Annotated in this window: 13 protein-coding genes; 5 read left to right on the top strand and 8 right to left on the bottom strand. The window is 71.4% G+C overall.

All coding sequences use genetic code 11. The features are described 5' to 3' along the window. Positions 1-66: 66 nt before the first annotated feature. From OP79_RS15865 to leuA, 5 genes are all read right to left on the bottom strand, one after another. A complete protein-coding gene (locus OP79_RS15865) occupies positions 67-738 on the bottom strand; it encodes a response regulator transcription factor (RefSeq protein WP_033320849.1) in 672 nt (223 codons plus the stop codon). After that, entirely contained in the window at positions 735-2,006 is a 1,272-nt protein-coding gene (locus tag OP79_RS15860) for a sensor histidine kinase (RefSeq protein WP_078491813.1), read from the bottom strand. Before OP79_RS15860 ends, OP79_RS15865 begins: the two co-directional genes overlap by 4 nt. A 55-nt stretch (positions 2,007-2,061) precedes the next feature. Continuing rightward, positions 2,062-4,149 carry an MMPL family transporter gene (locus tag OP79_RS15855; protein WP_078491812.1) on the bottom strand — a complete coding sequence of 696 codons (2,088 nt, stop codon included), beginning with the start codon at positions 4,147-4,149 and terminating at the stop codon, positions 2,062-2,064. A 143-nt stretch (positions 4,150-4,292) separates the two neighbouring features. Next, positions 4,293-5,003 (bottom strand): TerB family tellurite resistance protein, encoded by a 711-nt coding sequence (locus OP79_RS15850; protein ID WP_033320848.1) that lies wholly within the window; start codon positions 5,001-5,003, stop codon positions 4,293-4,295. Between the two features lie 173 nt (positions 5,004-5,176). Next, entirely contained in the window at positions 5,177-6,898 is a 1,722-nt protein-coding gene (gene leuA / locus OP79_RS15845) for a 2-isopropylmalate synthase (RefSeq protein WP_033320847.1), read from the bottom strand. Between the two features lie 419 nt (positions 6,899-7,317). Between leuA and OP79_RS15840 the strand changes: the two genes are divergently transcribed. From OP79_RS15840 to OP79_RS15825, 4 genes are all read left to right on the top strand, one after another. Further along, a complete protein-coding gene (locus OP79_RS15840) occupies positions 7,318-8,385 on the top strand; it encodes a M4 family metallopeptidase (protein WP_033320846.1) in 1,068 nt (355 codons plus the stop codon). Positions 8,386-8,447: 62 nt separating this feature from the next. Continuing rightward, positions 8,448-8,714 (top strand): protealysin inhibitor emfourin, encoded by a 267-nt coding sequence (locus OP79_RS15835; protein WP_033320845.1) that lies wholly within the window; start codon positions 8,448-8,450, stop codon positions 8,712-8,714. Positions 8,715-8,760: 46 nt separating this feature from the next. Continuing rightward, positions 8,761-10,107, top strand: a complete 1,347-nt coding sequence (locus tag OP79_RS15830; RefSeq protein WP_211270804.1) for a GH1 family beta-glucosidase — start codon at positions 8,761-8,763, stop codon at positions 10,105-10,107. A 229-nt stretch (positions 10,108-10,336) separates the two neighbouring features. Beyond that, the gene (locus OP79_RS15825; protein WP_033320843.1) at positions 10,337-10,813 is read left to right on the top strand and encodes a hypothetical protein; all 477 of its coding nucleotides are present in this window, start codon (positions 10,337-10,339) and stop codon (positions 10,811-10,813) included. A 114-nt stretch (positions 10,814-10,927) separates the two neighbouring features. Here OP79_RS15825 and OP79_RS15820 read toward each other — a convergent pair whose 3' ends face one another. Then, the gene (locus tag OP79_RS15820) at positions 10,928-11,266 is read right to left on the bottom strand and encodes a P-II family nitrogen regulator (protein ID WP_033320931.1); all 339 of its coding nucleotides are present in this window, start codon (positions 11,264-11,266) and stop codon (positions 10,928-10,930) included. A 116-nt stretch (positions 11,267-11,382) separates the two neighbouring features. On the opposite strand from OP79_RS15820, the gene era reads away from it, so the two are divergent. Further along, positions 11,383-12,351 (top strand): GTPase Era, encoded by a 969-nt coding sequence (era, locus tag OP79_RS15815; protein WP_211270803.1) that lies wholly within the window; start codon positions 11,383-11,385, stop codon positions 12,349-12,351. Between the two features lie 51 nt (positions 12,352-12,402). On the opposite strand, the gene OP79_RS15810 is transcribed toward era, so the two are convergent. After that, positions 12,403-12,750: a cytidine/deoxycytidylate deaminase family protein gene (locus OP79_RS15810; protein ID WP_033320842.1), complete on the bottom strand. Its 348-nt coding sequence runs from the start codon at positions 12,748-12,750 to the stop codon at positions 12,403-12,405. A 41-nt stretch (positions 12,751-12,791) separates the two neighbouring features. Next, positions 12,792-17,234 carry a cation-translocating P-type ATPase gene (locus tag OP79_RS15805; protein ID WP_033320841.1) on the bottom strand — a complete coding sequence of 1,481 codons (4,443 nt, stop codon included), beginning with the start codon at positions 17,232-17,234 and terminating at the stop codon, positions 12,792-12,794. Between the last annotated feature and the right edge of the window lie 24 nt (positions 17,235-17,258).

Here is a 17,258-nt window from a genome sequence, read left to right as displayed (position 1 = left end):
TGGGGGCGGAGCCCCCAGTTTCGGGAAGGGGCGGGGCTGGGGAGAAGCCCGCCGCAGGCGCCCCCGTCACACCTCGCCCGGCACCACCAGCCCCGACTCATACGCCACCATCACCAACTGCGCCCGATCCCGCGCCCCCAACTTCCCCATGATCCGGCTGACATGAGTCTTCGCCGTGAGCGGGCTCAACCCCAACGCCTCAGCGATCTCGGTGTTGTTGAGCCCACGCGCGACCAAAGTCAGAACCTGGCGTTCCCGCTCGGAGAGCTCCTCGGGACCACCCGTCGCGGAAGCCACGGCATGCGGCGCGCGCAGGAAGCGGGCGATCAGGCGCGAGGTCGGGCCGGGCGACAGGAGCGACTCGCCGGCGGCCACCGTGCGGATGGCGTCGAGGAGTTCGGCGGGCTTGGTGTCCTTCACGAGGAACCCGGAGGCTCCGGCCCGTAGCGCTTCGACGATGTGCTCGTCGGTGTCGTACGTCGTCAGGACCAGGACCTTGACGCCGGCCAGGTCCTCGTCGGCGGCGATGAGCCGGGTCGCTTCGATGCCGTCGAGGTCGGGCATGCGGATGTCCATCACCACCAGATCCGCCCGCTCCGACCGAGCCAGCTCCACAGCCTCCCGGCCGGTACCCGCCTGCCCCACGACTTCCATGTCCCCGGCCGACTCGACGAGCATCGCGAAGGCGGACCGTACGAGGGTCTGATCGTCGGCGAGCAGAACACGGATCAGGGTCATCGGGCCTCTTCTGGACGCATGGATGGCGGGGGCGGCGCGGGTGACGGGGGCGGCGCGGACAGTACAGGCAGCTCAGGCAGTACGGCACTCACCTCGAACCCCCCGGCGGCCCCCGGCCCGGCGTCCAGTGTGCCGCCCACACTCCGCGCCCGCTCCCGCATCCCGACGAGACCGAACCCGGGGGTGTCCGTGGAGCACGGCCCCGCGCCGTCGTCGGCGACCGAGACGTGCAGGGCGCCGTCCTTCTCGTACACGTGCACCTGGATCGAAAGCCCCGGTCCCCCGTGCCGTACCGAGTTGGTCAGCGCCTCCTGCACGATGCGGTACGCGGCGGCGCCCACGGCGGGCGGCGCGCCCTCGGACCGTACGGTCAACTCGACCCTCGCTCCCGCCGTGCGGGCGGTCTCCGCGAGGTGGGCGATGCCGTCGAGGCCGGGCAGCGGTCCGCGGCCGTCGCCGTGCTCGGCGGCGCGCAGCACCTCCAGGGTGGTGCGGAGTTCGCCGCGGGCGGTGCGGCAGGTGTCGGAGATGTCGTCGAGCGCCTTCGCGACGGCCTCGCGGTCGAGGCGGTCCGGGTCGGCGGTCAGGACGTGGGCGGCGACGGAGGTCTGCACGCCGATGAGCGTGATGCTGTGGGCGAGCAGGTCGTGCAGGTCGCGGGCGATGCGCAGCCGCTCCTCGGCGACCCGGCGGCGGGCCTCCTCCTCGCGGGTGCGTTCGGCGCGTACGGCGCGTTCGACGATGGCGGCGACGTACTGGCGGTAGTAGCGGACGTCGATGCCGATGAAGAGGACCGCGACGACCCAGCCGGAGATCCGCAGGAGCTCCACCACCCCGTCGGGGTTGGTGAGGGCGTTCATGATCAGCGTCACGCCGAGGACCGTGGTGCCGGTGAGCAGCGTACGGCGCACCGTGCCGGTCGCCGCGATCGTGTACAGCACCACCATGGTCGCCGGAATGGGCGCGGTGTGGTTGTTGTCGAGGGCGTGGTACGGAGCGATGCAGGCCAGCGCCACGAGCAGCACCGGCACGGGGTGGCGGCGCCGCCACACGAGCGGCATGTGCGCGGCGAGCAGCAGGCTCCAGCCGAGCGCGTCGGGCCGCAGCCCGTCGTTGACGAGCAGGGCGAGGGCCATGGCGACGACGGCGAGCACCCCGGCCAGCAGCGCGTCGTTGCGCATGCCGTGCGGGGCGGTGCGGGGGTCGCGGTTGATCGCCGCCATGACCCGCTCGCCGAGGCGGGGAGGTGCCGTGGTGGTTGCCTGCACAGGGTCATCTTCCGTGAGGAGGGCGCCCCTCCGGGAGGGAGGGGCGCCTTTCGGGTCAGTGGGCGGACGCGGTCACCGGCTCGGGTTCCTTCGGCGGCATTGGCGGTTCGGGCTCGCGGGAGAGGCGGCCCGGCCACCACACCTTGCGGCGCAGCGCGACGCTCGCGCTGGTGACCAGGTAGGTGCGGACGAGGAAGGTGTCGAGCAGGACGCCCACCGCGATGACGAAGCCCAGCTCGACGAGTTGGACGAGCGGCATGTTGATGAGCACCGCGAAGGTGGCCGCGAGGACCAGTCCCGCGGAGGCGATGACCCCGCCCGTCGTCCGCAGCGCGGTGAGGGCGGCCGCCACGGGCTCGGCGCCCTTCAACGCCTCCTCCCGCATCCGGTGCATCAGGAAGATGCCGTAGTCGACGCCGAGGGCGACGAGGAACACGAAGGACAGCAGCCCGAGTCCGGGGTCGGTGCCCTCGAAGCCGAACACCGGCCCGAAGACCAGCCCGCCGATGCCGAGCGCCGCGCCCCACACCGCGACCACGGCGGCCACCAGCAGCAGCGGGGCGACCAGGCTGCGCAGCAGCGCGATCAGGATCAGCAGTACGGAGGCGAGGACGAGCGGCACGACGACCTTCGTGTCGCTCGCATTGGTGTCCTTCAGGTCGATCTGCTCGGCGCTCACTCCGCCGACGTAGGAGCCGTCGAGCCGGTCGCGCAGATCCTCGATGGTGCGGGTCTCGCCCGGGGACTCCGGCGGGGCGGCGGCGAGTACGGAGATCTCGGTCCAGCCGTCGCCGCTGCGATCGCGTTCGGCGCTCTCCACGCCGGCCGTGTCGCGGATGTCGGCCAGGGCGGCGTCGGCGCGGTCGGTGGGCGCGATGACGCTGATGGGCTGCGTGCCCTGCTCGGGGTAGGCCTTGGCCAGGGTCTCCATGGCGGCCACGGCTTCGGGCTTGTTGGTGAAGGAGTCCTCCTGCTTGATGGTGCCGGGCAGGTTCAGTGTGCCCAGCGCGAGCGCCCCGAGCAGGACGGCGCCACCGGCAAGCACGGTCAGCGGGCGTCGCCCGGCGGAGCTGCCCATCGCGGAGAACAGCGACCGGCGGACCTTGGGTGTACTGCCGTAGCGCGGCACCAGCGGCCAGAACACCCGCCGGCCCAGCAGCACCAGCAGCGCGGGCAGCAGGGTCAGCATGGCCACCAGCGCGCACAGCACGCCGAGGGCGCCGAGCGGGCCCATGCCCCGGCTGGAGTTGAGGTCGGCGGCGAGCAGGCACAGCAGTCCGGCGGCGACGGTGCCCGAGGAGGCGAGCACGGCGGGCCCGCAGCCGCGCAGGGCGGTGACCATGGCGTCGTACGGCCGCTCGATGCGCCGCAGTTCCTCCCGGTACCGGGAGACGAGCAGCAACGCGTAGTCGGTCCCCGCGCCGATCACGAGGATCGTCATGATGCCGGAACTCTGGCCGGACACGGACGTCCCGAACCACTGGTTGAGCCCGTAGGCGAGGCCCATCGACAGATAGTCGGCCAAACCGGCGACGAAGAGCGGCAGCAGCCACAGGAACGGGCTGCGGTAGATGAGGATCAGCAGCAGCGCGACGACCGCGAGGGCGGTGTAGAGCAGCGGTCCGTCGAGCGAGTCGTAGACCTCGGAGGCGTCCGTGTCGAGCGCCTCCGGACCGCCGACGTCGACGCTCAGCCCGTCGCTGCCCTGCGCGATGTCCCGTACATCGATGACCATCTCCTCCCGGGCCTTCTCGTCCATACCGGGCTCGGTGCTGGCCACCGGGTAGATCAGGGTGGTGCCGTCCCGGGACGGCACTCCGGCCGGTTCGTCGGTCAGGGTGTACGCGTCGGCGATCCGGTCGATCTGGCCGGCGGCGGTGGCCTTGTCGGCGGCGGTCAGTCCGCCGTCGCGGTGGTAGACGACGACCATTTCGGTGGCCTCACCACCGGGCAGCCGCTCCTCGATCTTGGCGGCCTGGGTGGAGTCGGCACTGGCCGGCAGATAGTCGACGGCGCGGTCACGCTGGACGTCGCCGAGTTTCGCGGCGAACGGCGAGGCGATCGCCAGTACGGCGATCCACAGCCCGAGCACCAGCCAGGGCACGGCTCGCCGCCGCCGTACGGATGTCTTTGCGGCCCCCATATGACGGGCCTCCCTCCGGTCGGGGTGTCTGGGTCGTTCTCCAGACTCCCGGCGGGAGGAGGGCGATTCGTCGCGCGTGAGGGCGAGTTGAGGGGTACTGCCAGGGGCGTCACGCGGGCCGCGTTACTCCCCGGGGAGTACGGCTACGACGGCGTACGCGCCGCCGCCAGCAACCGGCTCACATCGTCCGCGCAGATCGTCAGCGCCGCGCCCACCGTCGCGAGGGTGTCGCGTTCGGCGGGGGTGTACGGGCCGTCGGCGAGGGCGATGCGGGCGCCCTGGAGGAGGATCGACTCGCGACCGGTGGGGGCGAGGTGCGGGGCCAGCGGGTCCAGTGCCTCGTGGAGCTCTATGGCCAGGCCCGGTCCGCAGGGTCCGGCGTGGACGCGGCCGGTGTCGGCGGCGAGGGCTTCGACGAGCGCGGCGAGCTGGTCCTCGGTGCAGTCCTCGAAGCCGGCCGCGCGTACGGCGTCGGCGGCCGTCTCCAGGGACGTACGGGAGCAGGTGCCGCCCGCGGCCAGGATCGCGAGGGCGACGGTGTGGACGGCGTCGCGCAGCATCGCGGAGAAGCGGGTGGTGGTGGGGTGGTCGAGGACGTCCGCGCCGAAGTGGTCGTGGCAGGCGGCGCACTCCACGACGGGCCCGGTGACGCCGCGCGGCAGGACCGGCATGCCGAGCAGAGTGAAGCGGCGGCGGCCCGCGAGGCGCTGGTAGTTGCGGTCGCCTCCGCAGCCGGGGCAGAAGAACTCGCCGTCGCCGACGGCGGCCCACGCGGTACGGGTCCCCAGGACGCGGGAAACGCCGAGCGCGCGAGCGCGGACAAACCGGCCGTTTCGTCCCCATCCTGGCAGCACGTCGCACCTCCCTGACCCCGCGGCACCATCGCCGCGCTGGCGTGATGTTAGCCACATCGTCGACTCGGAGTCAGTACCCCGTACGAGGTCACTGTGCGACATGGCCGGTTATCGCGCGGCGGCCCCGCCCGCCGAAGTGGCGGACGGGGCCGGAGAAAGGCAGGTGAACGGGCTTATCGGGCCGCGCGGTTGACCGCGGAGACGACCGCCTTCAGCGAGGCGCGTGTCGTATTCGCGTCGACGCCGATGCCCCACAGCACCTTGTCGCCGATCGCGACCTCGATGTACGAGGCGGCCTGCGCGGAGGCGCCCTCGCTCATCGTGTGCTCCTGGTAGTCCAGCAGGCGTGCGTCGACGCCGATGCCCTGCAGTGCGTGGAAGAACGCGGAGATCGGGCCGTTCCCCGTACCCACCAGGGTGGTCTCGACGCCGTCCACCTCGGCCTCGACGGTCAGTGTGTCCACGCCGTCCTTGTCGGTGGTGGACTGGCCGTTCTTGAGCTGGATACGGCCCCAGGCGTTCTCGGCGTTGGGCAGATACTCGTCCCGGAAGATCTCCCCGATGGCCTTCGGCGTGACCTCGCCGCCCTCGGCGTCCGTCTTCGCCTGGATGATCTTCGAGAACTCGATCTGCATCCGGCGCGGCAGGTCCAGCTTGTGGTCGTTCTTCAGGACGTACGCGATACCGCCCTTGCCGGACTGCGAGTTGACGCGGATGACCGCCTCGTACGAGCGGCCGACGTCCTTCGGGTCGATCGGCAGGTACGGGACCGCCCACTCGATGTCGTCGACCGTCTTGCCCTGCTCCTTCGCGGACGCCTCCATGGCGTCGAAGCCCTTCTTGATGGCGTCCTGGTGGGAGCCGGAGAAGGAGGTGTAGACGAGGTCGCCGACGTACGGGTGGCGGGCGTGGACCTCCATCTGGTTGCAGTACTCGGCGGTGCGCCGGACCTCGTCGATGTTGGAGAAGTCGATCTGCGGGTCGACGCCCTGCGAGAACAGGTTCATGCCCAGCGTGACCAGGTCGACGTTGCCGGTGCGCTCGCCCTGCCCGAACAGGCAGCCCTCGATGCGGTCGGCGCCGGCCATCAGCGCCAGCTCGGCGGCGGCGACGGCCGTACCGCGGTCGTTGTGCGGGTGCACGGACAGGCAGACGTACTCGCGGCGGGAGAGGTTGCGGCTCATCCACTCGAAGCGGTCCGCGTGCGTGGACGGGGTCGAACGCTCCACGGTGGCAGGCAGGTTGAGGATGATCTCGCGGTCCGGGCCCGGCTGCCATACGTCCATGACGGCCTCGCAGACCTCCAGGGCGAAGTCCAGCTCGGTGTCGGTGAAGATCTCGGGGCTGTACTGGTAGCCGAAGGTGGTCCGCTCGTCCAGCAGCTTCTCGGCGTACTCCATCACCAGCCGCGTACCGTCGACGGCGATCTGCTTGATCTGGTCCTTGGAGCCACGGAAGACGACCCGGCGGAACACGGGCGCCGTGGCGTTGTAGAGGTGCACGGTGGCGCGCTTGGCGCCGACCAGGGACTCGACGGTCCGCTCGATCAGGTCCTCGCGGGCCTGGGTCAGTACGGAGATCGTGACGTCATCGGGGATCGCGCCCTCTTCCTCGATGATCGAGCGTACGAAGTCGAAGTCGGTCTGCCCGGAGGCGGGGAACCCGACCTCGATCTCCTTGTAGCCCATCCTCACCAGCAGATCGAACATCTCGCGCTTGCGGGCGGGCGACATGGGGTCGATCAGGGCCTGGTTGCCGTCGCGCAGGTCCGTGGAGAGCCAGCGGGGGGCGACGGTGATCCGGTTGTCCGGCCACGTGCGGTCGGGGATGTCGACCTGGTCGTACGGGCGGTACTTGTGGATCGGCATGGACGTGGGCTGCTGGCGGTTCGCCATGATGCGTGGGCTCCTCGTGGTGTCCGGAAGGACGGCCGACGGCGCAACGCCAGACTCCGCGGGGAGGGGGTCGGCCTCGACTACAGGCCCTCGCCGCGGCAGCTAAGGAGAAGCAGCCCGAAACGCATGATGTTCGGCATGCTAGCCGAGTCACGCTCCACTCGGGGGGCGTGTATCAGTATGCGGGACCACGGAGGAATCCGACACAAAAGGTGCACAAGGTCACAAGGGTCCACTGAAGCGACCCCGTCAGGGGCGCGGGGCTGTGACATATGCGGCTCCGCCGCGGGTCGCGACAAGCCACAACGAACCCGCGGCCATAACACAACGAGTAACCCCCACGGCGCCCATATCCCCACGTTTCACCAATCATGGTTGCGCCTAGTGACACCAAAAGCACTCAGTGCAAAGGTGCGGTCATGACCGCGAACCGTGGCTTCGAGCCCACCTTCTGCACCATCGTGCCGCCCCACGTCCTCGACACCCTCGCCCGGTCCGAGGACCCCGCGCTCGCGGGCCCCGCCCGCCGCACCTTGGAGCGCGACGCCCTGGAGCGCACCCACCGCCGCCTGACCACGGTCATCGGCGCCCCCGCCCTCGCCCCGCCGGAGGCCCTCGCCGACCAGCCGAACCGCACCATCCACGACGCCAAACACAAGCAGGACCTCCCCGGCAAAAAGGTCCGCGGCGAGGGCGACAAGCCCGGCAAGGACGCCACGGTCAACCGCGCGTACGCCGGCCTCGGCGCGACCTTCGACCTGTTCCTGAAGGCGTACGAGCGCAACTCGATCAACGGCGAGGGCCTGCCGCTGAGCGCGACCGTGCACTTCGGCGAGGACTACAACAACGCCTTCTGGAACGGCGAACAGATGGTCTTCGGCGACGGTGACGGCGAGATCTTCCTCGACTTCACGATCCCCGTCGACGTCATCGGCCATGAACTCGCCCACGGTGTCACGCAGTACACCGCGAACCTCACCTACTTCGGCCAGCCGGGCGCCCTGAACGAGTCGATGTCGGACGTCTTCGGCTCGCTGATCAAGCAGTACACGCTCGGCCAGAGTGCCGCCGACGCCGACTGGCTGATCGGCGCGGGCCTGCTCGCGCCGCGCGTCACCGGCAAGGCGCTGCGTTCCATGAAGGAGCCGGGCACGGCGTACGACGACGATGTGCTCGGCAAGGACCCGCAGCCCGCGACGATGGACGACTATGTGCAGACGGGTCGCGACAACGGCGGCGTCCACATCAACTCCGGCATCCCCAACCACGCCTTCTACCTCACCGCGACCACCCTCGGCGGCAACGCCTGGGAGCGTGCGGGGCAGATCTGGTACGACGTACTGACCGGCGGCGAGCTGGACTCCGAGGCGAACTTCTCCGACTTCGCGAACCTGACCCTGGCGCAGGCCCGCGCCACGTACGGCGAGGGTGAGGAACTCCAGGCCGTCACGAAGGCGTGGGAGCAGGTCGGGGTGCTCACGGCCTGAGCACGGGGCGCGGGCGCGGACCCGGAGTGGCCGGGCGGGCGCTTTCGTACTAGACAGGAAGCATGCGTATCCAGGTGAAGCGCACAGGCGGATTCGCGGGCATCGACCGTCACGCCTCGGTGGAGACGGCGGGGCGGGCCGATGCCCAGGAGTGGCACGACTTGGCGAAGCAGGCCGTCGCCGCCGGCCGTCAGACGCCCCCGATCGGCGTGCCGGACGGCTTCAGCTACCAGATCACCGTCGACGAGAAGACGGTGTACTGCTCGGATCCCCGCTTGACGGAGGAGCAACGGAAGCTGATTTCAAGGGTGTTGAAGGAGGGCGCGTAACGGGCAGTTCACGCTGGACTGTTGACTTCCGTTACCGCCGGTAAGGATGATCCGGTGCATGGCGACTGACACGCGCGGCGGGACGAACCCGATACCCCAGTTCCCGGCCGACTTCCTCTGGGGCGTATCCACCTCGGCCCACCAGATCGAGGGAGCCGCGGACAAGCGCGAGCCCTCCGTGTGGGACGCCTTCACGGAGGAGCCGGGGCGGATCAAGGACGGCTCGACGGCCGCGGTGGCCTGCGACCACTACCACCGCTACCCCGAGGACGTGGCCCTCCTGCGCGACCTGGGCGTGGGCGCGTACCGCTTCTCGATCTCCTGGCCCCGCGCACTCTCCCCCGGCGGCCTCGACTTCTACGACCGGCTGGTGGACGAGCTGGTGGCGGCGGGCATACGACCCGTTCCGACGCTCTTCCACTGGGATCTGCCGCTCGCCGTGGACAAGGAAGGCGGCTGGCTGAACCGGGACACCGCCGAGCGTTTCGCCGAGTACGCCGCCGTCGTCGCCGAACGCCTCGGTGACCGGATCACCAAGTGGATCACCCTCAACGAGCCCGCCGAACACACCCTGTTGGGCCACGCCCTCGGCACCCACGCGCCCGGCAGGCAGCTGATGTTCGACGCCCTCCCCGCCGCCCATCACCAACTGTTGGCCCACGGTCTGGCCGTACGGGCCCTGCGCGCGGCCGGAGTCGCGGACATCGGGATCGCCAACTCGCACGGCCCGACGTGGCCCGCGTCCGACGAGGCAGCCGATGTGGAGGCCGCCGGTTTCTACGACCTGCTCCTCAACCGGCTGTTCGCCGACCCCGTCCTGCTGGGCCAATACCCGGAAGGACTGGGCGAGTTGATGCCGGGGGACGTCGACGCCGACCTGAAGGTGATCGCCGAGCCGCTGGACTGGTACGGCATCAACTACTACGCACCGACCAGGGTGGGCGCACCTCAGGGCGCCGACATCCAGTTCGGCGGCTTCACACTTCCGGCCGAACTCCCCTTCTCCGTAAGGGAGATCGAGGGATACCCGGTCACCGACTTCGGCTGGCCCGTGGCCCCGGAAGGGCTGACGGAGCTGCTGACCAGCTTCCGTGACCGCTACGGCGACCGCCTCCCGCCCATCGTCATCACCGAGAACGGCTGCTCGTACGAGGGGATCGACGACCAGGAGCGGATCGCGTTCCTGAACGGCCATCTCCGGGCGCTGCACCGGGCGTTGGAGGCGGGCGTCGACGTACGCGGGTACTTCGTGTGGTCGCTGCTGGACAACTTCGAGTGGGCGGAAGGCTACGCACGCCGGTTTGGGCTGGTGCACGTGGACTTCGACACGCTGGAGCGGACACCGAAGGCGTCGTACGGGTGGCTGCGGGACGTACTGCGCACACAGTCCTGAGACAGAGCCCGTTTCCGGGCAATCGTCGACTGCCTTCGGCCACTTCCTCCAACCATCGGAAGAATCCCTTCCGCATCTCTTGCCAACACGCGCCACTCAGGCCTCAATAGACCTCGGCTCTTTCCGACGGACCGTCAGATCTGACACCCGCGCAGCATTTCGCGCCCCACCCGTGGGCGGTCCGTCAACCGTTCCCACATGGCAACTCCCCACCAAGGAAAGGGAATTCATGAGACGCAAGCGGATCGGAATCGGTGCGGCCGTCGCGGCCGGCACCCTCGCAATGACCGGCTTCGTCCTGGCCCCCAGCGCCGCCGCGGTGGTCCCGCAGTCGGCGACCATCAACGCGGAATGCAGCCTCCTCGGCGGCGGCGAGGCCACCCTCACCGCCACGCAGGACGGCACCTCCGCCACCATCACCGTCAGCTCCACCGAGATCACCTCGCCGATCGCCCTCGGCGAGGACTCCATCCAGGCCTCGCTCACCCTGGTGAAGGCGAGCGGCGGCACCACCACGTTCACCGGCACCGAGAACCCCGCGATAGCCGCCGGTGAGGGGGTCACCGTCGGGCCCCTGACCGGCACGGTCGCCGCCGGGGACAGCCTTGAGACGTTCGGCGGCTCCCTGGATCTGACGGTCATCGGGATCGGCATCACGTGCACCGCCCAGGCACCACAGTCGCCCGGCCCGTTCGTGTTCGAGTAAGCCCAAGCCCCACAGCAAGTTACGTACGCCCCGCACAACTCCGTACGTGGTGATCGGTGCCGTCCGCGCGCAGACGGCACCGATCAGCCGGCGAGATGCCGATGACGCGGCGCTTCAGAGCGCATCCGGGCCGCGCTCCCCCGTCCGTACCCGCACCACCGTCTCCACCGGCAACATCCACACCTTGCCGTCGCCGATCTTCCCCGTCCGCGCCGCCTGGACGATCGCGTCGGTGACGGCGTCGGCGTCCGCGTCGTCGACGACGACCTCGATACGGACCTTGGGGACGAGGTCGACCTGGTACTCGGCCCCTCGGTACACCTCGGTGTGTCCGCGCTGACGCCCGTAGCCGCTGGCCTCCGTGACGGTCAGGCCTTGGACGCCGAGCTCCTGGAGCGCGGTCTTGACCTCGTCGAGGCGGTACGGCTTGATGATCGCGATGATGAGCTTCATGAACCCGTGATCGTAAGTGGTCGCGGCGTGCACCGTAAGGCCCGTGAGGCTTCGGACGTGGAGGTCCGGGCATCCGAACGTGAGCACGTGCGGCAGGACTCCGATGATCAGGGACAATGGGCGGCATGAGCGTTCGTACCCAGTCATCCGAGCCGCCGGAATCCTCGGGGGCCACCCATCGCGCGGGCTTCGCCTGCTTCGTGGGCCGCCCGAACGCGGGCAAGTCCACCCTCACGAACGCTCTGGTCGGCCAGAAGGTGGCGATCACCGCCAACCAGCCGCAGACCACGCGGCACACGGTACGGGGCATCGTGCACCGGCCGGACGCGCAGCTGATCCTGGTGGACACCCCAGGGCTGCACAAGCCGCGCACCCTGCTCGGTGAGCGGCTCAACGACATCGTCCGCACCACCTGGGCCGAGGTCGACGTGATCGGCTTCTGTCTGCCGGCGAACGAGAAGCTGGGGCCGGGCGACCGTTTCATCGCCAAGGAACTGGCGTCGATCAAGAAGACGCCGAAGATCGCGATCGTCACGAAGACCGACCTGGTGGACGGGAAGACTCTCGCCGAGCAACTCATCGCCATCGACCTGCTCGGCAAGGAACTCGGCTTCGAGTGGGCGGAGATCGTGCCGGTGTCGGCGGTCGCGGACAAGCAGGTGGATCTGCTCGCCGATCTGATCGTGCCTCTGCTGCCGGAGGGGCCCGCCCTGTATCCGGAGGGCGACCTCACGGACGAGCCCGAGCAGGTCATGGTGGCCGAGCTGATCCGCGAGGCCGCCCTGGAGGGCGTACGCGACGAGCTGCCCCACTCCATCGCGGTCGTGGTCGAGGAGATGCTGCCCCGCGAGGACCGGCCCGCCGACCGGCCTCTCCTCGACATCCACGCCTTCGTCTACATCGAGCGCCCCAGCCAGAAGGGCATCATCATCGGCCCCAAGGGCAAGCGTCTGAAGGAAGTCGGCATCAAGTCACGCAAGCAGATCGAGGCGCTGCTGGGTACGCCGGTCTTCCTCGACCTCCATGTGAAGGTCGCGAAGGACTGGCAGCGGGATCCTCGGCAGCTGCGGAAGCTGGGGTTCTGAGGGCGGAGCCCTTGGCTTCGGGAAGGGGCGGGCTTGGGGGAGGAAAACCCCTCACCCAGCCGTCGCCGACACCCGTACCGCCCCGTCCACCCCCGCCAGCAACACCGGCGTGGAGGCCCCGCCAAGGTCCCGCACAGCCGCAAGGTCGCCGTCCGCCAGGGACTCCGCCTCGCTCACCACCGCCGCCGCCTCCAGCGACTTCGCCCCCGACGCCACGGCCATGGCGACCGCGGTCTGCAGGGCACTGAGCCGCAGGGAGTCCAGGGCGACGGTCCCGGCGACGTACGTACGCCCGGTCTCGTCCCGTACTGCCGCCCCCTCGGGCACACCGTTGCGCGCCCGCGCGGAACGGGCCAGGGTGACGATCTTGCGGTCCTCGGGATCAAGGGTGTCGGTCATGCCCTGAGCATACGAAGAGCCGGCAGGACAAGAACGCGCACCTACCCCGTCACGGGATGCATGGCCCTTGTCCACCTCGCCCACGCCTCGCCGGACGGCCCGTGCCGGAGGACCACCTCTTCGAGACGCGGCAAGGCCCGTTGCCCCGCCAACGCGAGTGCTATGGCCGCGACGACGCCGCCCCAGGCGACCGGGCCCAGGGGGGTGCAGCCGAAGAACTGGCTGGGGCCCGGCGTCTGGATCAGGGCGACGAGGGCGGCGGCGGAGCCGAGGGCAGTGACGCGGACCAGAGGACTGTCGCGGCGGTCGGCCAGGGTCTGGGCGAGCTGCGTACCGACCACGCCGCACAGAGCCATCGTCGTGGAGCGGCGGGCCGTACCCGGGGTGAAGCGGCCGGCCAGCCAGGCCGCCGTCGCGCCCACGCACGTGGTCAGGGCACGGTGGCGGATCTGGCGGATCAGCGGCGCGCCGAGAAGCGACGCACCGAGCGGCTCGCTGCCCGGACCGGCGCCGCCTTCCGCCTCCCCGGGTGCCGTACGTTCCCCCTCGGCCGGTGTCGTGCCGTCGCCCTCCGCCGCGGAGGCCTCCTCCTGCGGCGTCACCGCCACCGCCATCGCCGGGAACAGGTCCGTGAACAGGTTCACCAGCAGCATCTGGCGGGTGGAGAGCGGGGCCGCGCCCGAGAGGAGGGTTCCGAGGACGCCGAAGCCGACCTCTCCCGCGTTGCCGCCGATCAGGATGGCGATGGCGTCGGCGACGCCGTGCCACAGCGCACGGCCTTCGGTGACCGCCTCGATGAGGACCGTGAGGTCGTCGTCGGTGAGGACGATGTCGGCCGCGTTGCGTGCGGCCGCCGAGCCACGGGCGCTGATGCCCACGCCGACGTCGGCGGCGCGGATGGCCGCGGCGTCGTTGGCGCCGTCGCCGACCATCCCGACCACCCGGCCCGCGTCCCGCAACGCCTCGACGACCTGGAGCTTCTGCTCGGGTGCGACACGGGCCACCACACTCGCGTCGCGCAGCATCCGGGACCGTGCCGACCGGTCCGCGGCCGCCAGTTCGTCGCCCGTGACCACGGTCGTGTCGTCCGGCCAGCCCAGGTCGGCGGCGATCGCCCGGGCGGTCTGCGGGTGGTCGCCGGTCAGCATGACGGGTCGTACGCCCGCCTGCCGCAGACCGTGCACCAGGGCGGTGGACGTGTCGCGCGCCACGTCCGCCAGCGCGAGCAGGCCGGTGAACTCCAGCTCGGCAAGGGGCTCTTCCAGTACGTCCGTCGCTTCCTCGCCCTCCGCCAGCGGGCGCCCGGCCACCGCGAGGACCCGCAGTCCGTCGCGGGCCAGCGACTGCGCCGCGTCGGACGCGTGGCCGGGGAGGTCGCGGCACGCGGGCAGGACGGTCTCCGGGGCGCCCTTGACCACGAGCACCGATGAGCCGTCCGCAGCCCGGCCGACGGCGGCGGCGTACCCGCGGGCGGCCTCGAACGGGCGGCCCTCGGTCTGCGTCCACTCCGGATCGGGACCGGCCGCGTCCAGGACCGCCTCGTCGGTGGCGTGTGCCGGCCGGGTGGAGTCGCCGTTCAGGCGCGGGCAGGCACGCGCGGCGTCGCGCAGCGTGCGCCCGGACTCCGCCTCGTCCAGGGTGTGGGACGTACCGTCGGCGTCGGTCACCCGCACCAGCCGTAGCCGGTTCTCGGTCAGGGTGCCCGTCTTGTCGAAGCAGATCGTGTCCATGCGGCCCAGCGCCTCCAGCGTGCGCGGAGTGCGGACGAGGACGCCGCGGCGGCTCAGCCGCCGGGCCGCCGCGAGTTGCGCCACCGTGGCCACCAGCGGCAGGCCTTCAGGTACGGCGGCCACGGCGACCGCCACACCGCCGCTCACCGCCTGGCGTATCGGCGTGCCGCGCAGCAGCGAAAGACCCGTCACCGCCGCCCCGCCCGCCAGCGTCAACGGCAGCGCCTTGCGGGTGAGTTCCTGCAGCCTGGCCTGTACCCCGCCGGACGGCGGGGTACGAGCGGCGAGGGAGACAGCACGGGCCGCCTCGGTACGGTCGCCGGTGTCCACCACGACAGCTTGGGCATGCCCGGCCACCACGGTCGTGCCCTCGAACACCATGCAGCCGCGGTCGGGCACAGGAGCTCGCGGAGTCGGGTCCGTCTGCTTGTCCGCCGGCAGGGACTCGCCGGTCAGCGCGGACTCGTCCACCTCCAGGCCGTCCTCCCACAGGAGGCGGGCGTCGGCGGGCACGACATCGTCCGACTGGAGCTCGATCACATCGCCGGGGACGAGCTTGGCGGCGTCGACGATGTGTGCTTCGGCGGATGTGACAGGTGCTTCGGTGAACGGGCCGCCCTCTGTCCGGTCCGTCACGCGCGCCTTCTGTTTCTGCCCCGCGAGCAGCCCGGACAGCGCCCGCTCGGCCCGCAGCCGCTGTACGCCTCCGACCAGCGCGTTCAGGTCGAGCGCGCCCACGACCAGCAGGGCGTCCACGACGGAGCCGAGGATGGCCGAGGCGGCCGAACCGACCGCCAGCACCGGGGTGAGCGGATCGTCCAGTTCACCGCGCACGGCCCGGGCGAGCCGCACCGACCACCGCGCCGGGGCCAGGACGGGATGACGGCCGACGGTGGCCACCGCCTCACGCACCTGGGCGGTCGCCTGCTGGACGGCACTCTCGTCGGGGTGCGGTTCGTGCTCCAGCCGGGACAGGACGTCCGACGGTTCCAGCGCATGCCAGGCCACCCGCGGACGGGGGTGCGGGGCCCGGGTCACCGCGACGCCGAGCGCCGCTCGCGCCCCGGACAGCAGCGCCACCGCCGCCGCGGCGTCGACCGGTGCATGCCGCAAGCCGGGCAGCAACGGCGAGCGGCGCCCCCGCCCGGACTCGCCGACGGCCACCAGCAGGCCCGACAGCGCGGCGCCCGACCGGGCCAGCGTCTGCGACCTGTGGCCGGTCACGCGGGCAGCCCGCACGGCGGTCAGCAGCCGCCACACGTCGGCCAGACCGTGCAGGGCCACGACGTCCGCTCCCCATACGACTGTGCTCTCCTGGTCCGCGAGAGCGACGGCCACGTCACCGCCGAGCAGCCCGGACAGTACGTCGCTGTCGTCGGCCGACAGCAACCGGGCGACCGTGACGACGGTGCCGTCCCCCTCCCGCAGCCCGTTCACCACCTCGCTCAACGGGCGGTCACCGCCCACGACTTGGTCGGCGAGACTCGTGAACTCGCTCAGCGCGGAATCCGCCGGATCGTCCACCACCACGACACGCAGCCCGGCGCGCCGAGCCGCGTCCAGTACGGTCTCTGCCCACGGATCCGCCCCCGCGCCCGGAGTACGCAGCGCGCTCGGATGCAGGACGACCGTGTCGGCCATCTCCAGCTGCCGCAGCCGCTCCGGGTCCCGCACCAGCACGCCAGTGCGGGACAGCGCGCCGCTCAGCACGGCGTGGAAAGCAGCAGGCCCGTAGCGCGCGGCCTTCGGCGAGCCCGCGAGGACCGCTTCCGCCGCCTCCGCACCGTCGTGCTTGACCAGCAGCGTCGCCGCGGCGCCCGCCACACTGCCGGCGGAGGCATGGGCGGCGTACTCCTGGGCCGGGGAGGTCCGCAGCGGTGGGCGTGGGATGTGGTCCGCCGCCGCGCTGGTCCGCTCCGGCGTGCACACCTGGTCGTGGACCGCGTCGAAGGCGGCCAGGCGCGCCACCGTCTCCGCCAGCTGGCAGGCGCGCAGCGCCCCGTCGAGCAGCAGGGAGGTCGGCGTCTGGCCCGCGCCATGGGCGGCCGCGTTCGCCGCGGCCAGCACCATGTCCATCCGGGAGCGGCCGAGCCGGGCGCGCAGCAGGCCACGGAAGCGCGGGTTCTCGCGCAGCAGCGTCACCACCGCGGTCACCAGCCGGGGCGAGGGCGGCAGGCGCAGGGCGCCCGCGATCAGCGCGGCTCCGGTACCCACGGCGTCGATGGCGACCGCCGCCGCGGCGGCTCGTACTCCGGACGGGTCACCCGGATGCGTGAACTCCTCCACCGACTCGTCCGACGACGCGAGTCCGTGCCGGGCCGCGAGAGCGGTCGCCTTCTCCACCACCCGGTCGGTGAGCGCCTCCTCGGTGGCGACCACCACCAGCCGCGCCAGGCCACCGTCCCAGTACGCGAACGCCACGTCCGGCCGCTCCGCCAGCGCGGCGGCCACCCGTCGCGCCCGATGCTCCCTCCCGTCCTCCCCTCGCACCCCTTCCGCCGCGGACGGCCGCAGCGCGAGGTGCGCCCGCGTGCCGGACCGCCAGTGGGGCGAGCCTCCGGGCAACGCGTTACGGGCGACGCGCCCGACCCGCACCGCGGAATCCACGCCCCGTACGCCGGCCCGCGCCGTGCCCGCCACCGCTGCGGCAGCCGCGCCCACCACGGGCGCGACCCCCCGCGCGAGCAGCCGGGGCCCCGCCAACACGAAACCGCCGGCCGAAGGAGTCGTCGTCAACAGCAGTCCCAGACCCATCGCACGGCTCCCCACCTCTCGTGA

The sequence above is a fragment of the Streptomyces yerevanensis genome (assembly GCF_000716805.1).
In the GTDB taxonomy this organism is placed as follows: Bacteria; Actinomycetota; Actinomycetes; order Streptomycetales; family Streptomycetaceae; genus Streptomyces; species Streptomyces flaveus.
Note: the sequence above shows the minus strand (reverse complement) of the source record. Positions and strands in the feature narration are given on the sequence as shown.

What these genes read in the sequence shown, in the direction of transcription:
- OP79_RS15805 (WP_033320841.1), bottom strand. Translation starts at nt 17,234, where the DNA reads ATGGGTCTGGGACTGCTGTTGACGACGACTCCTTCGGCCGGCGGTTTC.
- era (WP_211270803.1), top strand. Translation starts at nt 11,383, where the DNA reads ATGGGCGGCATGAGCGTTCGTACCCAGTCATCCGAGCCGCCGGAATCC.
- OP79_RS15855 (WP_078491812.1), bottom strand. Translation starts at nt 4,149, where the DNA reads ATGGGGGCCGCAAAGACATCCGTACGGCGGCGGCGAGCCGTGCCCTGG.
- OP79_RS15830 (WP_211270804.1), top strand. Translation starts at nt 8,761, where the DNA reads ATGATCCGGTGCATGGCGACTGACACGCGCGGCGGGACGAACCCGATA.
- OP79_RS15810 (WP_033320842.1), bottom strand. Translation starts at nt 12,750, where the DNA reads ATGACCGACACCCTTGATCCCGAGGACCGCAAGATCGTCACCCTGGCC.
- OP79_RS15825 (WP_033320843.1), top strand. Translation starts at nt 10,337, where the DNA reads ATGAGACGCAAGCGGATCGGAATCGGTGCGGCCGTCGCGGCCGGCACC.
- leuA (WP_033320847.1), bottom strand. Translation starts at nt 6,898, where the DNA reads ATGGCGAACCGCCAGCAGCCCACGTCCATGCCGATCCACAAGTACCGC.
- OP79_RS15865 (WP_033320849.1), bottom strand. Translation starts at nt 738, where the DNA reads ATGACCCTGATCCGTGTTCTGCTCGCCGACGATCAGACCCTCGTACGG.
- OP79_RS15840 (WP_033320846.1), top strand. Translation starts at nt 7,318, where the DNA reads ATGACCGCGAACCGTGGCTTCGAGCCCACCTTCTGCACCATCGTGCCG.
- OP79_RS15835 (WP_033320845.1), top strand. Translation starts at nt 8,448, where the DNA reads ATGCGTATCCAGGTGAAGCGCACAGGCGGATTCGCGGGCATCGACCGT.
- OP79_RS15820 (WP_033320931.1), bottom strand. Translation starts at nt 11,266, where the DNA reads ATGAAGCTCATCATCGCGATCATCAAGCCGTACCGCCTCGACGAGGTC.